General features: G+C 61.8%; 22 protein-coding genes. 6 read left to right on the forward strand and 16 right to left on the reverse strand.

Annotated features, from left to right (window positions below):
• Positions 1 to 10: 10 nt before the first annotated feature.
• Both NKH19_RS15995 and NKH19_RS16000 read right to left on the reverse strand, forming a co-directional pair.
• Positions 11 to 730 carry a response regulator gene (locus NKH19_RS15995; protein WP_352863903.1) on the reverse strand — a complete coding sequence of 240 codons (720 nt, stop codon included), beginning with the start codon at positions 728 to 730 and terminating at the stop codon, positions 11 to 13.
• Positions 717 to 1,250, reverse strand: coding sequence for a MarR family winged helix-turn-helix transcriptional regulator (locus tag NKH19_RS16000; RefSeq protein WP_352863901.1), 534 nt, complete (start codon positions 1,248 to 1,250; stop codon positions 717 to 719). The genes NKH19_RS15995 and NKH19_RS16000 overlap by 14 nt, the downstream gene beginning before the upstream one ends.
• A gap of 245 nt (positions 1,251 to 1,495) precedes the next feature.
• Between NKH19_RS16000 and NKH19_RS16005 the strand changes: the two genes are divergently transcribed.
• The 3 genes from NKH19_RS16005 (at position 1,496) to NKH19_RS16015 (ending at position 3,629) form a co-directional block, all read left to right on the forward strand.
• The gene (locus NKH19_RS16005) at positions 1,496 to 2,389 is read left to right on the forward strand and encodes a branched-chain amino acid aminotransferase (RefSeq protein WP_352863899.1); all 894 of its coding nucleotides are present in this window, start codon (positions 1,496 to 1,498) and stop codon (positions 2,387 to 2,389) included.
• Between the two features lie 145 nt (positions 2,390 to 2,534).
• Complete coding sequence (locus NKH19_RS16010; RefSeq protein ID WP_352863897.1) at positions 2,535 to 2,852, forward strand: hypothetical protein; 318 nt, start codon at positions 2,535 to 2,537, stop codon at positions 2,850 to 2,852.
• A 138-nt stretch (positions 2,853 to 2,990) separates the two neighbouring features.
• Positions 2,991 to 3,629, forward strand: a complete 639-nt coding sequence (locus NKH19_RS16015) for an MBL fold metallo-hydrolase (RefSeq protein WP_352863895.1) — start codon at positions 2,991 to 2,993, stop codon at positions 3,627 to 3,629.
• A gap of 96 nt (positions 3,630 to 3,725) precedes the next feature.
• On the opposite strand, the gene NKH19_RS16020 is transcribed toward NKH19_RS16015, so the two are convergent.
• The 3 genes from NKH19_RS16020 to NKH19_RS16030 form a co-directional block, all read right to left on the reverse strand.
• A complete protein-coding gene (locus NKH19_RS16020) occupies positions 3,726 to 4,154 on the reverse strand; it encodes a BA14K family protein (RefSeq protein ID WP_352863893.1) in 429 nt (142 codons plus the stop codon).
• A 181-nt stretch (positions 4,155 to 4,335) separates the two neighbouring features.
• Entirely contained in the window at positions 4,336 to 4,548 is a 213-nt protein-coding gene (locus NKH19_RS16025; RefSeq protein WP_013530020.1) for a cold-shock protein, read from the reverse strand.
• A 315-nt stretch (positions 4,549 to 4,863) separates the two neighbouring features.
• Positions 4,864 to 5,076 carry a cold-shock protein gene (locus NKH19_RS16030; protein WP_006202520.1) on the reverse strand — a complete coding sequence of 71 codons (213 nt, stop codon included), beginning with the start codon at positions 5,074 to 5,076 and terminating at the stop codon, positions 4,864 to 4,866.
• Positions 5,077 to 5,578: 502 nt separating this feature from the next.
• On the opposite strand from NKH19_RS16030, the gene NKH19_RS16035 reads away from it, so the two are divergent.
• The gene (locus NKH19_RS16035) at positions 5,579 to 5,983 is read left to right on the forward strand and encodes a Kazal-type serine protease inhibitor family protein (RefSeq protein ID WP_352863890.1); all 405 of its coding nucleotides are present in this window, start codon (positions 5,579 to 5,581) and stop codon (positions 5,981 to 5,983) included.
• Positions 5,984 to 6,128: 145 nt separating this feature from the next.
• Here NKH19_RS16035 and NKH19_RS16040 read toward each other — a convergent pair whose 3' ends face one another.
• The 5 genes from NKH19_RS16040 to NKH19_RS16060 all read right to left on the reverse strand — a co-directional run bounded on the left by NKH19_RS16040 (position 6,129) and on the right by NKH19_RS16060 (position 7,522).
• The gene (locus NKH19_RS16040) at positions 6,129 to 6,353 is read right to left on the reverse strand and encodes a hypothetical protein (protein ID WP_352863888.1); all 225 of its coding nucleotides are present in this window, start codon (positions 6,351 to 6,353) and stop codon (positions 6,129 to 6,131) included.
• 99 nt (positions 6,354 to 6,452) lie between these two features.
• Positions 6,453 to 6,590: a hypothetical protein gene (locus tag NKH19_RS16045; RefSeq protein ID WP_352863886.1), complete on the reverse strand. Its 138-nt coding sequence runs from the start codon at positions 6,588 to 6,590 to the stop codon at positions 6,453 to 6,455.
• Positions 6,591 to 6,634: 44 nt separating this feature from the next.
• Entirely contained in the window at positions 6,635 to 6,904 is a 270-nt protein-coding gene (locus tag NKH19_RS16050) for a hypothetical protein (protein WP_127265761.1), read from the reverse strand.
• Positions 6,901 to 7,170, reverse strand: a complete 270-nt coding sequence (locus NKH19_RS16055) for a hypothetical protein (protein WP_352863883.1) — start codon at positions 7,168 to 7,170, stop codon at positions 6,901 to 6,903. The genes NKH19_RS16050 and NKH19_RS16055 overlap by 4 nt, the downstream gene beginning before the upstream one ends.
• Before the next feature lie 145 nt (positions 7,171 to 7,315).
• Positions 7,316 to 7,522 (reverse strand): cold-shock protein, encoded by a 207-nt coding sequence (locus tag NKH19_RS16060; protein ID WP_352863882.1) that lies wholly within the window; start codon positions 7,520 to 7,522, stop codon positions 7,316 to 7,318.
• Between the two features lie 322 nt (positions 7,523 to 7,844).
• Here NKH19_RS16060 and NKH19_RS16065 point away from each other — a divergent pair, with 322 nt between their 5' ends.
• Positions 7,845 to 8,063, forward strand: coding sequence for a hypothetical protein (locus NKH19_RS16065; RefSeq protein WP_352863880.1), 219 nt, complete (start codon positions 7,845 to 7,847; stop codon positions 8,061 to 8,063).
• 186 nt (positions 8,064 to 8,249) lie between these two features.
• A complete protein-coding gene (locus NKH19_RS16070) occupies positions 8,250 to 9,884 on the forward strand; it encodes a tetratricopeptide repeat-containing sulfotransferase family protein (RefSeq protein ID WP_352863878.1) in 1,635 nt (544 codons plus the stop codon).
• Between the two features lie 63 nt (positions 9,885 to 9,947).
• On the opposite strand, the gene NKH19_RS16075 is transcribed toward NKH19_RS16070, so the two are convergent.
• The 6 genes from NKH19_RS16075 to NKH19_RS16100 all read right to left on the reverse strand — a co-directional run bounded on the left by NKH19_RS16075 (position 9,948) and on the right by NKH19_RS16100 (position 13,589).
• Positions 9,948 to 10,301, reverse strand: a complete 354-nt coding sequence (locus tag NKH19_RS16075) for a DUF1428 domain-containing protein (RefSeq protein ID WP_352863876.1) — start codon at positions 10,299 to 10,301, stop codon at positions 9,948 to 9,950.
• 74 nt (positions 10,302 to 10,375) lie between these two features.
• Positions 10,376 to 10,804 (reverse strand): VOC family protein, encoded by a 429-nt coding sequence (locus tag NKH19_RS16080; RefSeq protein WP_352863874.1) that lies wholly within the window; start codon positions 10,802 to 10,804, stop codon positions 10,376 to 10,378.
• A gap of 211 nt (positions 10,805 to 11,015) precedes the next feature.
• Complete coding sequence (locus NKH19_RS16085) at positions 11,016 to 11,189, reverse strand: hypothetical protein (protein WP_352863872.1); 174 nt, start codon at positions 11,187 to 11,189, stop codon at positions 11,016 to 11,018.
• A gap of 141 nt (positions 11,190 to 11,330) precedes the next feature.
• A complete protein-coding gene (locus NKH19_RS16090) occupies positions 11,331 to 11,630 on the reverse strand; it encodes a HigA family addiction module antitoxin (protein WP_023768797.1) in 300 nt (99 codons plus the stop codon).
• Between the two features lie 10 nt (positions 11,631 to 11,640).
• Entirely contained in the window at positions 11,641 to 11,922 is a 282-nt protein-coding gene (locus NKH19_RS16095) for a type II toxin-antitoxin system RelE/ParE family toxin (RefSeq protein ID WP_352863870.1), read from the reverse strand.
• 140 nt (positions 11,923 to 12,062) lie between these two features.
• The gene (locus NKH19_RS16100) at positions 12,063 to 13,589 is read right to left on the reverse strand and encodes an ABC-F family ATP-binding cassette domain-containing protein (RefSeq protein WP_352863869.1); all 1,527 of its coding nucleotides are present in this window, start codon (positions 13,587 to 13,589) and stop codon (positions 12,063 to 12,065) included.
• Between the last annotated feature and the right edge of the window lie 24 nt (positions 13,590 to 13,613).

A 13,613-nucleotide genomic window follows, 5' to 3' on the forward strand; every position in this document is an offset into this window, starting at 1 on the left:
AGGCGGCATTCTATTCCACGCTGAGCCGATACCCAATACCGCGCACGGTCTGCAGCCAGACCGGATTGGACGGATCGCGCTCGATCTTGCGGCGCAGCCGGTTGATCTGGACATCGATGGTGCGCTCGCCGACTTCCGAATCGTCGCCGACAAGCTCGTGGCGGGGTATCGTCTCACCTGCCCGCGCAGCGAAGATCGCCAGGATCTCCTGCTCGCGGTCGGTCAGCTTCAGCGCCTCGCCGCCACGCTTCAATTCGCGCCTGGCGATCTGGAAGGTGTAAGGGCCGAAAACCAACTGCTCGACCTTCGGCGTGGTCGCCGGGCCGCCGCGGCGCAGGATGTTGTTGATGCGCAGGATCAGCTCGCGCGGATCGAAAGGTTTCGGCAGATAGTCGTCGGCGCCGGCCTCCAGCCCGCTGATGCGGCTGTCGGTCTCCGACAGCGCCGTCAGCATCAGGATCGGCACGTTCTTTTCGGCGCGCAGCGACTTGGTCAGGTCGACGCCTGTCTCGCCGGGCATCATGACGTCGAGCACCAGAAGGTCGAAGTCGAGGCCGGCAAGTTTGCGCCTGGCTTCGTCGGCATTGCCGGCGACGGTGACGCGAAAGCCGTTTTCGGTCAGATACTGCTTGAGAAGATTGCGGATGCGGGTGTCGTCGTCGACCACAAGCAGATGCGGTGCGTCATCGTCCGGTGCGGCCGCGTGATCTACCCGTTCAGTGCTCTCCATGGTTTTTCCCTGACATTTTTGCGGACCCCAGGTCGATCTGCGCTCTCAGTTCCGGATCGACCATCGCTTCGAGGAACCGTTCCACCAAGGTCCGTTCGGTTATTCCGGAATCTTCCAATGCAGCATGGATGCGGCGCGACTGTGGCCGCGCCAGCGCCAGCGCCAGCGCACGGCCCTTGGCCGTCGGATAAAGCTCCCGCTGGCGGCGGTCGCGTGGACCTTGCAACTGCACGACATGATCGGTGTCGATCAACTGCTTGAGCACGCGGGCCAGGCTCTGCTTGGTGATCTTCAGCACGTCGAGCAGTTCGGCGACCGTCAGGCCCGGCCTGCGGTTGACGAAATGCAGCACCCGGTGATGGGCACGGCCGAAACCGTAATCGGCCAGGATCTGATCCGGATCGGAGGTGAAGTCACGATAGGCGAAGAAGAGCAATTCGATGATGGCGAAGTCGATGCCGTCCTCGTCTGACATCGCGGTCCTGATCGGTTTCCCGGCTACGTGGCTACGATCCGTCATCATTTCTCCGTGGGAAAGAGAGATTATGTCAGTACTATTGACGTAATTTCCCTGCAATGGTAATTTTTGACAAGCTTTTGGGCGCATTGCGAACGAAAAGGCAAGGCAAGCCGGTTTTTCCGGAACTTCCTTAGTTTGCCAGAGCGCAATTATCCGCCTACGCTCCTGAAAAAGCCGCCTTCGATAGGCGACAAGAACACACAACGACAAAACACTATGCGGGCTGCCGCCCGCGGGAGGTTACCATGGCATCCGTTCCCTTCGATCAACTGGAAGGCTTCATCTGGATGAACGGCGAATTCGTCCAATGGGGTGACGCCAAGATCCATGTGCTGACCCATGGTCTGCATTACGCCAGCGCCGTCTTCGAGGGCGAGCGCGCCTATGGCGGCGAGATATTCAAGCTCAACGAACACACCGAGCGCCTGCATGACTCAGCGCGCCTGCTCGGCTTCAAGATTCCCTATTCGGTGGCCGAGCTCAACGACGCCTCCACCACGCTTCTGAAGAAGCAGGGTTTCCAGGACGCCTATGTCCGGCCGATCGCCTGGCGCGGCAGCGAACAGATGGGCGTTTCGGCACAGAACAACCGCATCAACTGCGCCATCGCCATCTGGCAGTGGCCGAGCTATTTCGATCCGGCGCAGAAGCTGAAAGGCATCCGTCTCGACGTGGCGGAATGGCGGCGGCCCGACCCGCGCACCGCCCCGTCCAAATCGAAGGCCGCCGGCCTCTACATGATCTGCACCATGTCCAAGCACGCCGCCGAGGCCAAGGGCTATGCCGACGCCATGATGCTCGACTGGCGCGGCCAGGTCGCGGAAGCGACCGGCGCCAACATCTTCTTCGTCAAGGACGGCAAGATCCACACGCCCATGCCAGACTGCTTCCTCGACGGCATCACCCGCCGCACGGTCATTGGGTTGGCCAAGGATCGCGGTCTGGAGGTGATCGAACGCGCAATCCTGCCGGAAGAGCTGGAAGGCTTCCAGCAGTGCTTCCTGACCGGCACCGCAGCGGAAGTAACGCCGGTGTCGGAGATCGGACCTTACCGATTCGAGGTCGGTGAAATCGCCAAGAACCTTATGGATGACTATTCTGCCGCCGTTCAACCCAAGCACGCGATCGCCGCGGAATAACGATAGTCACAGCTTTTTTAGCAAGCAGGGGCGGTTTTAGCGCCGCCCCTTTTATTTAAGCATTCTTGCATTTGACTTTCGTCCAATTCGGCCTCTCATGATGCTGTCGGCCCGGGAGGCTGGCAGTTATGGAGGGACTAATCATATGGACATGAACACGCTTCTTCCGATCATCGTACAGGTGATTACAGGTATCATCGGTGGTCAGGCGGTCGGTGCGGCGCTCAAGACGGCGGCGATGGGTCAGCTTCCCAAAATCCTGGGCGGAGCCATTGGCGGCGTCGGCGGCGCGGCGATCCTCGGCAGCCTGCTTGGTGGCGGCGCGGTTGATCCGGCGGCTGCGGCAGCGGCAACGAGCGGTCTCGGCAGCGCGCTGAACCTGCAGAATATCATCGGCGGCGCCGGCGGCGGCGCGATCCTGACCGGCATTCTCGGCGCGGTCATGGGCGCGATGAAGAAGTAAGCAGGGGCCATTCGGTCTTCAAATGGGCGGCTTCGGCCGCCCATTTCCGTTTTGGGGCTACTGACTGTTCGCCCTTCGGGGGGTGGACGCCCTTTACCAGCGTCTCTAAATCACGGCTGGCATAGCGAAAGGACGATTATGGGTCAGCTCAATGCCGGCATCGTGCCGGTCACACCGTTCCAGCAGAATTGCACCATCCTGTTCGACATGGATGACAAGCACGGTGTGGTCATCGATCCGGGCGGTGACATCGACAAGGTGCTGGCGGCGCTGAAGGACAATTCGGTATCAGCCGATGCGATCTGGATAACGCATGGCCATATCGACCATGCCGGCGGCGCCATGGAGCTAAAGGAAGCGCTCGGCGTCGAGATCATCGGCCCGCATGAGGCCGATAAGTCGCTGCTCGACAATCTGGAAAACCAAGGCAGGCGCTACGGCATTGCCGGCGCGCGCAACTGCGTGCCCGACCGGTTCCTGACCGAAGGCGAGACCGTCTCGTTCGGCTCGCATGTGTTCGAGGTGTTGCACTGCCCCGGCCATGCGCCCGGCCATGTCGTCTACTACAACCGCGCGGCCAAGTTCGCCCATGTCGGCGATGTGCTGTTTCGCGGCTCGGTCGGCCGCACCGACCTGCCGGGCGGCGACCATGCGGCGCTGATCGCCTCGATCAAGGACAAGCTCCTGCCGCTCGGCGACGACATCGGCTTCATCTGCGGCCACGGTCCCGGTGGACGTTTTGGCGAGGAGCGGCGGACCAATCCTTTCCTCGTTTAGGGCGTGCCGATATCACCGGTCCCAAATCCTGCGATGCTCCAAACAAAAAAGCGCTGGCCTTGCGGTCAGCGCTTTTTGTTTTGGGGCAGGGAAGCCTCAGTTGGCGGTGCAGAAATGCTGTTCGCCGTCATTGCCGGTGAACGTGCCGGTACGGGAATTGAAGGTGCGGTAGCGGTCCGAGCAGTATTCGTACCAGTCACGCGTCCACGGCTCGGCATAACGATCGGCGTAGACAACCCTCGGCTCCGCATAGTAGCGGCGGACCGGGGCCGGGCGCACCACTACGTCACGATCGTAGTAACCGTCATCGTAGTAGCGGTCAGCGTAGGGCGGGGGCCGGTCATTGGCCAACGCGCCACCGATCAGTGCGCCGGCCGCGAGGCCGAGGACGCCGGCGGCGATCGCATCGCCATTGCCGTGATGGCCGTGACGGCGCCAGTCACGCGCATCGGCTGCGGGCAAGGTCGCGAGCGTGGTGGCGGCCACGGCAGCGGCCAGGACGGCGGTTTTGAAAATTCGGTTCATCTTGGTCTCCTTCGTGCCGGCCCGTGCAGTTTCGGGGGATGCGGTCCGGCTTTACCAAAGACTAATATGCGACCGTGGCTGAACGGGGGCTGAACGGATTTTGACGTGTTTATTCAAAAAAGACGTCAAAAATCACACGCTCTCAAGGGGCGAAACTGCCCGCCCACAGCCTGAAGCCGGCTCAGCCGACCGACAGGTTGACGGCCTTCGGTCCCTTGCCACGCTTGTCCGGCTCGGTGTCGAATGACACTTTCTGCCCATCCTCGAGACCGGGAAGACCGGACGCCTGCACGGCTGAAATATGGACGAAAACATCCTTCGCGCCATCATCGGGCGTGATGAAGCCGAAGCCCTTGGCATGGTTGAAGAATTTGACGGTGCCGGTCTGCGGCATGGGAAGCTCCTTTGTCCCATAAACTCCAGTCTCGGGCCGGCAAATGCCCGAGAGGAAATTTGTCCTTTATTTTAGCGTCATCGGCAAGAGAAAGTTTTACGGGCAGTCAAAGGGCGTCGCGGCGATCTTCGGGTCCTTGTTTTCATGCCTGTCGTTCCCCCAAACAGGCCACTTTTGGGCGACATGCATTGGTCCGCGTCTTCGGCACGAAAAAGGCACGACGAAGATCGCCGCGCCTTTCAAAATTCAGATCCCTCTCCAAGCCAGGTTCAGGCGTTGGAGCCTCCGTCGCGCGTCAGAGGACGTCCCGATAGCTCAGGCCGCGCGGAGATTGACAGCCTTGGGGCCTTTGCCCATGCGGTCCGGCTCGACGTCGAAGGTGACCTTCTGGCCATCGACGAGCGTGCGCAGGCCCGAAGCCTCGATGGCGGAAATATGGACGAACACATCCTTGGCGCCGCCATCGGGCGTGATGAAACCGAAGCCTTTGGTCGCGTTGAAGAATTTAACGGTGCCGGTCTGGGCCATTGGGGAAACTCCTTCACCCGTTCAGTCTTTGGTGGTTCTGCCCGCCGCCTGGCGCAAAGGGCAGTTCCTGGTGGTTGCTTCGGCAGTCATGCATTGGCGCATGGTCAAAACCCCCCGCCGAAAACGGGGCCGTCAGAGATTCACAGTATCGGGGAAAGGTCGTCCAAAACGTTCCGCTCTCCGGGTCGCAAATGCCCGAACACGGGATTTATCGCACGGAAACGTGATGGTTGCAAGATAGCGCCGCGGGCCGCCGCATTGGCGCATCCCGACGCATGGATCGACTGACCTGAGCATCGATCGGCTCGGCATAGGCTTGCTTGCCGGCCGGGTCATCGGCCAGAGCCGGGCCACGAATGGGCCAGATGTCGAGATGGCCGAGGAGGCTGATGCCGACCACGGCCGAGGCACCGTTTCCGGCTGAAAGGGCTGCAAACGGGGGTTGCAATTGGCAAGGGATTGGCGAGGATCGGCAACCGGGACGCGATCGTGGGAGATCATCATGAAATTTCTGGCGGCAATCTTTTCGCGGCAGGGTTTTGTCATCCTGTTGCTGTCGGCAATTCTTGCCGCCTGCGCCGTCGTCGTCGATGAAGGACCGGGGCCGCGTCCGCGTCAGCCACGGCCAGAACCGCAATATTGCAGCAAGCAGTACGAGCCGGTCTGTGCCCGGCGCGGCGGTGACCGCCAGACCTTCGCCAATGCCTGCCTTGCCGACCGGGCCGGCTATCGCATCGTGCGCGATGGTCCGTGCCGCGACGGCGGTGGCGGTGGCGAAGAGCAGACGTTCTGCACCCGTGAATACGCTCCCGTGTGCGCTCGTCGGAACGGCGAGATGCGGACTTTCCCCAACGCTTGCGAGGCCCGCGCCGCCGACTATCGCATCGTTGACGACGGGCCGTGCTGAGGGGCAGGGCGTATCTTGCCTTTACACCTTTTTGTGGGAGAAAGTGGCCGAGCAAGCTCGGTGCCGCCCGGCAATTCACCGATTGGGCGAGTCGGGAGTCTCGCCGGCTCTTCGGGCCCCCGCAAGGGAGAACCGAGGCGTTCGGTCATATTTCCGTCGGATAGGCTCCATCAGCCGGGCCGGCATAAAGCTCGCTGCCATTGTCGTCGGAAATGCGCAGGCGATCGGGGATTTGCGGCATGGCCAGCGTGTGGAACAGCGCGGTGGCACCCTGCAGCGCGGCGCGCAGGTTCGGCGCTTCCAGCGACACCTTGTCGAGCGTGGCTTCGTCGGCGTCGCGCGACCGATAGAACTCGATGAAGAAGTTCAAGCAAGCCTCCGTGGCAGAGCGTTGCGCGGGCCTGTTATGTCAGTCCGTCGCCTCACATAGGGCGACGGAGAGGGCGCACGAGGCGCCCTGGATGTCAGCTCAGCCCTTCGGCTTTGGCTTCAGGCTGCTCTCGGCCTGCTTGACCGACGAACCGAATGGGGAGGCGGGCTTGGCCACGACCTTGTCCTTCTTCGGCTTGCGCACTTCGCGGTTGCTTCGCTGTTGACCCTTGGACATGGTGTGCTCCTGCTGCGTGTTGGCTTGGCTTTGCGGTGGGGATCTCAGACGGTGACAACCGGGCTGTCGGCAACAACCGGATCGGCCGGTTCGAGATTGTCTTCGGTGGTGACCCGCTCATGGGTCTCCTGCTCACTGCGGATGCGGTATTGCGGCGAGCCGTCCTTGACCGGCAGCCGGCTCTTGATCTGGAACAGTTCGGCGGTCTTCTGGACCAGGCCGGTGCGGCTCTTCATCCGCACGGTCTGACCAATCGCAAACTGGTGCGCGGGCGTGTCGGTGCGCGGGCGCGCATTCTGCTGGAAACGGATCATGCTGCATTCTCCCTGTCGCGCTTCAGCGCTGTTTCGAGTTCGAGGTAATCGATGGCGACAAGCTGGCTGGTGGGCGGGTTTTTCACTGCCCTTGCCGGCAGATGGATGAAAGTGGCGATACGGCGCCAGGCAAGCCGTGACATGCCCTCGATCAGCTCTTCGTCGTGATCGATGTCGTAATCGCCGGCCGGCAGCTGCCCTTCCAGTCCGCCGAGCACGAAAGGTGCCGCGAAATGCGCGATGGAGTGTGTGGTGCGGTCCGGCATTGTCTTAACCTATGCAAAGCAGCGATGCTGAAAGCAAAAAAGCGGGGACGTGCCCCGCTTTCCTATTTCCGGCAGTCGCTGGAAATAAGCCGCTTTCGAGAGCTGCCAGTACATCCGTGGTCAGCGTTCATCGAATTCGGCCGGATCAGATCAATTGCAAATTGGCGGCCGACTCGCGGCCCTTGGTGTCACGCTCCAACTCGAACCGCAGCTTCTGGCCTTCGGCGAGGCCGGGAAAGCCGGCGCGCTCCAGCGCGCTCACATGGACGAAAACGTCCTTGCCGCCATCGGTCGGCTGAATGAAGCCAAAGCCCTTCTGGCCATTGTAGAACTTCACGGTTCCGGTGTTCATGTGGGTCTTTCGAAAAAATGAGACATGGCCGCAGAGCGAATAGGCGCGCCCGGTATCGATGATTGGAATGAGATTGGCGGGTCGAGAACTTCTGACGCCGCGAGATGCCAATTCTGGCCCAAAGCGATCCTGTCTATATAGGCTAATGGGGCTGATTGTTCAAGAAGATTCCTGAAAACCTCGGACGGCGGCAAAAAAATAGATCGCTGTAATTATTTAAAAAATTCTGATATGGATCGGCGACTTTCAAAAAAATGCTTAAATTTACGCTGGGCCGATTGTCCCAGAACTTGCATTTTATTTATTCACGGAAGGAAAAATCATGGTTTCTGTCAGAACCCCGAGAGGCACGACCGTAGCGACGATCATCAAGCCAACCATCATACACGCCGGTGCCGCTGGCCCGACCGGTAAGCCGCTGATCGTCAAGTCGGCGCGGCTGACCATCAGAAGCGATGAGGCGGCAAGGCGAACGATCGCCGATACCGATGGCACCGTGAGGCGGGCCAGACAGGTCGCCGAGACCAACCGCCTGATCTGACCTTCGCCGTTGATGGCAAGGGCGAGATACCAAGCGACGCCTTGAACCCGCCGCGCCGATGGCCTAGACCGCCACAGGCGGACAAAACACGGCAGGTTTCCCATCAACAGAGATCAGAGACGAGCGGCGGGCGCGGGAGCCAGATCTGGCGCTGGGGGTCAGCCACCGCTGGGGCTCGACCAGCGTGTGCAGCAGGCGCTGCAGCTGCATCAGGCCGGACGCCGGCAAGAGGCCGAGGCGATCTACCGGCAGGTGCTGGCGCAAAAGGCCAATCACGCCGCCGCGGCGCATTTCCTGGGGCTGCTGCTGCACCAGACCGGGCGCGGCGCCGAAGGGCTGGACCTGATCGAACAGTCGGTGCGCCTGCAGAGCGGCAATCCGGATTTTCAAAACAATCTCGGTACGGTGCTGCGCGACCTCGGCCAAGTCGCTGCCGCCGTCGACTGCTTCCGCAAGGCGGTGACGCTGCGGCCCGATCAGTTGGCGGCGCGCGACAATCTCGGTTCGTCGCTGAAGCAGCTCGGCCAGTTCGAGGGTGCCGAGGAGATCTATCGCGGCACGGTCGGGCGCAATCCCTTCCATGTCCGCGCCCGCATCGGTCTTGCCGAAACGCTGCAGGAAGCGGGACGCCTGGACGAGGCGCTTGCCGTCTTCCGCGAAGCGCTGGCGATCCGGCCTAAGGATGCCGACCTGCTGCATGGGCTCGGCGTCGGGCTGATGGAAAGGGGCAAGCTCGATGAAGCAGCCGACCTGTTCCGGCAGGCGCTGGCGGTCGATCCCGGCATGGCGAGAGCCTGGCTGATGCTGACGCAGGTCAAGCGCCAGAAGGAGCGCGACAGCGAACTCGCCAGCATGGAGGCTCAGCATGCCAAGACGCCGCAGGACAGCCTGGCGCGCATGCAGTTGTCCTTCGGTCTCGGCAAGGCCAATGACGATCTGAAGGATTATGGCCGGGCCTTCGACTATTTCGCCGAAGGCAATGCGATCCGCCGCAAGGGGATCGACTACGATGCGGCCAAGACGCGGGCCGAGTTCGAGGCGATGACGGCAACCTTCGACGCCGGCTTCTTCGAGAAACACAAGCCCAGCTCAATCAGCGACGACACGCCGATCTTCGTCGTCGGCATGCCGCGCTCGGGCACGACGCTGGTCGAGCAGATCATCGCCAGCCATCCCCAGGTCTACGGCGCCGGCGAGCTCAGCATCCTGAAGACGGCGGTCGGTAAGCAGTTTCCCCTGACCATGAAGGGCGGCTTTCCCGCAGGGATCGCCGATATGCCCGACAAGGCTTTCGCCGAGGCCGGCGAGGCCTATCTCGACATGCTGCACGCCCGCTATCCCGGCTTCAAGCGTGTCACCGACAAGATGCCTGGCAACTTCCTGCTGATCGGCTTCCTGCATCTGATGCTGCCGAAGGCCAAGATCGTCCATTGCGCGCGCGATGCGGCCGCCACCTGCCTGTCGATCTACAAGGTGCATTTCCGTGGCGATAGCCATCGCTATGGCTACGATCTCGGCGAACTCGCCGATTTCCACAATCTCTACACCGACATCATGGCGCATTGGCACACCGTGCTGCCCGGCGTCGTGCATGATGTACGCTACGAGGATTTCGTCGCCGACCAGGAAGGCCAGACGCGGGCGCTGATCGCTCATCTCGGCCTGCCTTGGGACGATGCGGCGCTGTCCTTCCACGAGACCGACCGGCCGGTGCGCACCGCATCCGCCGCGCAGGTACGCCAGCCGATGTATCAGGGCTCGGTCGATCTGTGGAAGCGCTATGGCGACCTGCTGAAGCCGCTGCTAGACAAGCTGGATTAGCGGCCTGGTTACAGTTTAGCCGAAGTCCCCAAGCTTCGTCATCCACGGGCGGAGCAGGCGCGCCTACAGCTCCATGAAGGGCTGGAAGCCACCGACGATCATGCGCTTCATATCGAACGGCATCGGCCCCCAATCGGGTGTCAAGCGCGGGTCTGCCATCACCTTGGCCATGACGGCATCGCGGCTCTCCCGCGATTCATAGACGGCCCAGGAGAAGACGACGATCTCGTCGTCCTTGGCCTGCACGGCGCGCGGGAACGAAGTGACCTCGCCATAGGGCACGTCGTCGCCGATACATTCGACATAGGCGAGCGCGCCATGTTCCCTCCATATAGGGCCCGCGAGGTTGGCCAGCCTCTTGTAGTCCTCGAGATTTGCCTTGGGCACGGCAAGCACGAAGCCATCGACATATGACATTTTGGGTCTCCTCCTGGAAGTTCACAGGGCCTCACCGACGCCAGCCGGTGAGGGGCTTCGCCATTGGCGGCAGATCAGGCTTTCTTCACCGGCGCGTTCATTGCCCACTCGACGCCGAACGGGTCGCGCATATTGCCCCACTGGTCACCCCAGAACATGACCTGGAGCGGCACGGCGACTTCGCAGCCGGCATCGACGGCGCGTTTCCACCAGGCGTCTATGTCGTCGCTGCCGAGGTGAAGCTGCATGGTGTAGCCTTGCGGCTTGACGGCGGGCATCCCGTTTTCGGGATAGAAATCGGAGAGCATCAACGTCGAGCCGTTGATGTGGAGGTGAATGTGCATGGTGCGGCCTTTTTCGTCCGCCGGATAGGCAAAGACCTGCTCGGCGCCGAAGGCCTTCTTATAGAATTCGGCGGCCTTGAAGGCGCCGTCCAGTTGCAGATAAGGGGTCAATCCGCCGAGCACCTTGGCCGCGGGCTGAACGGGGGTCTGATCAGTCATGTCTTGCTCCTCTTCGCGTTTGGCTTGGCCTTGCGGACCGTAGGACGCTTGAGGTGACGGCGATCCTACATGGCCTCGAATTTTTTTCGGACAAACTGGGCGACCGGCGGGCTTGAGCGAGAAGCGTGAAACGAACTTGCGTCGGCGCCCCCCAATGGGGCGATACGCATGACTGACCAGCGGCATAGTTGCCGGCCCCCGGCTGCATGGGTCAGGGTGCTCTGCGAATCCGGGGGCCGTTCCGCGCATCGATCACGATTTCCGGCCAGCCGATGTCCTTGCGCAACTCGATCGGCAGTGAAAGGAGGGCGCGCTCGCTGCGATAGCGGGCGCGGGCTTCCATGTAACGGGTGGTGATGCGGCCTATGGATGACAGGGTGAACATGATGCTTTGTCCTCGGTTGAAGCCGGCATCATTGTGTCGGCATTCCAAGGACGCGGTGCGTGGCGATCATCCGACAGACGGTCGAAAATTTTTGCGGCCACTGCAGGCGGCTCGATGCGGACTGCTGTGGAGCGCCTTGTATCAAGCAGCAGTTTCTAACCGCTCGATCGTCTCAAGGTCGGCTTTCTTGGCCTCTCCTTCCACGGCCAGATCGTAACTCGCCTGCATGTTCATCCAGAACTGCGGCGTGGTTCCGAAGAATTTCGCAAGACGTAGCGCGGTATCGGGCGTTACCGGTGTCGTCTCGCCGGCGAGGCGCTCGATGCGCGTGCGCGGCACATGCAGCTTTTTGGCCAGCGTGTAAGGCTTCAGGCCAAGCGGCACGAGATATTCCTCGCGGAGGATTTCTCCCGGATGAATAGGTGGGTTGATGTTCAGCATTTTGAAAACCTCAATGGTAGTCAGTTATCTCGACATCCTCGGCTTGTCCGTCCACCCAGCGAAAGCAAATGCGAAACTGATCGTTGATGCGGATCGAATGCTGACCGGCACGGTCGCCTTTTAGCGGCTCAAGCCGGTTGCCGGGAGGCGTCTTCAGGTCGGATAGTTCGGCGGCATTGTCGATCATGAACAGCTTCCGCTGGGCTGATCGAACAAGGTCCGACGGGAACCCCTTCGGAGCCTTGCCGTTCGAAACGGCCTCGCTGGTCTTGTCCTTGAACGAGCGTATCATCTGTCGTATCCGATCAGCGTACCTTCGCATGATACGCTTCGTAAAGTCAAGAAAACGTCTCGTGTTATGATACGAATTTTGACCTGTTATCGGCAGGCTGAAATTTCACAGGCATGGATATCGTCCCGCCACCAAAATCGTCAGCCGCCCGCTTCCGCTACCGAACGGAAGAAATCCTCCGGGTCCTCGACTTCGGTCAGTTTCCGCTTGTCGATCAGCCAGAAGCGGTTGCCGATGGCGCGGATGAAGGAGCGGTCGTGCGAGGCGAGCACGCAGCTCGCCTGATGCGCCAGCAGCTCGGCTTCCAGCGCTTCCTGGCCGTCGATGTCAAGATGGTTGGTCGGCTCGTCGAGCAGATAGAAGTTGGGATTGGCTAGCCTGAGCGTCAGCATCATCAGCCGCGCCTTCTGGCCACCGGACAACACGCCGATCTTTTTCTCCTGCATCTCGATGACCACGCCGGCGCCGGCCAGCAGCGACCGTGCACGCTGCTCGCCGACATCATAGCGGCGCGAGACCAGCGCCAGCGGTGTGTCGGCGCCGCTGATGCCGGACAGCGCCTGGTCGCTGTAGCCGAGCACCGTGGACGGCGTCACCTTCACATTCCGCACCGTGTCCGGTTCGACGATGGCATTGCGGATCAGGGTAACGAAGCGCGACTTGCCGACGCCGTTGCGGCCGAGCAGGACGATACGATCGCCCTGGCAGATGTGGCGCTTGCCGGTCCTGAACAGCAGCGTGCCGTCGGGTGTTTCGACGGCCGCGTCGTCGAGCGTGACCAGCACCTTGGCGTGGGTGCCGCGATTGGCCAGCCTGATTGCACCGGCCGATTTCTCGCGATGCCCCGGAGCCGCCGCCTCTTCCAGTCTTTCCGCGCGCTGGTTGAGCTGCTTGGTCTTCACCGTCAGCAGATCGCTGCCCGAATTGATGCCGATGTTGTTGAGCTTGGCCGCCTGCCGGCGCAATTGCTGCGCGACCTTCATGTCGCGCTGGAACTTGCGCTCCGCCGAGGCGTCGACATCGTCGAGCGCCTGCCTGGCGCGGGAATAGGGCAGGGCAAACACCGGCGACTGCTCCGGGCGCAGGAACAGCGTCCGGTTGGTGGTGGCGTCCAGAAAGGCGCGGTCGTGGCTGGCGATCACCACCGGCACCTCGCGCGGCAGCGTGTTGAGCCAGCTTTCCAGCTGACTGATGCGGGCAAGGTCGAGATGGTTGGTCGGCTCGTCGAGCAGCAGCACGTCCGGATCGGTCACCCAGACGCGGGCGATCAGCGCCAGCCGCTGCCAGCCGCCGCTCAGCGCCTGCATCTGCCGTTCGCGCATCGGCTCAGGTACATCGAGCGAGTCGAGAACCACGTCGACGCGCCACAGCTCGCTGTCGGCCTGCTCGGCCGGCAAGGCATCGGCCACCACCTGATGGAAAGTGTGGCTCAGAAGGGCAGGGGCAACGGACTGTTCAACATGGCCGACGCGCAGGCCGCGCGTGCGGGTGATGTCGCCGGAGGTCGGCTCCATCTCGCCGGTCAGGCATTTCAGCAAGGTCGACTTGCCGCGGCCGTTGGCGGCGACGATGCCGAGCCGATCGCCAGTGCCGATGGTGAGGTCGAGGTTGGAAAACAACGGCGCGCTCATGGTGACGCCGAGGGATTTGAGGCTGATCAGGGCCATTTTGATTTCTCTGGTCTTGGCCGC

Source organism: Mesorhizobium sp. M1338, from assembly GCF_040318045.1.
Lineage (GTDB): Bacteria > Pseudomonadota > Alphaproteobacteria > Rhizobiales > Rhizobiaceae > Mesorhizobium.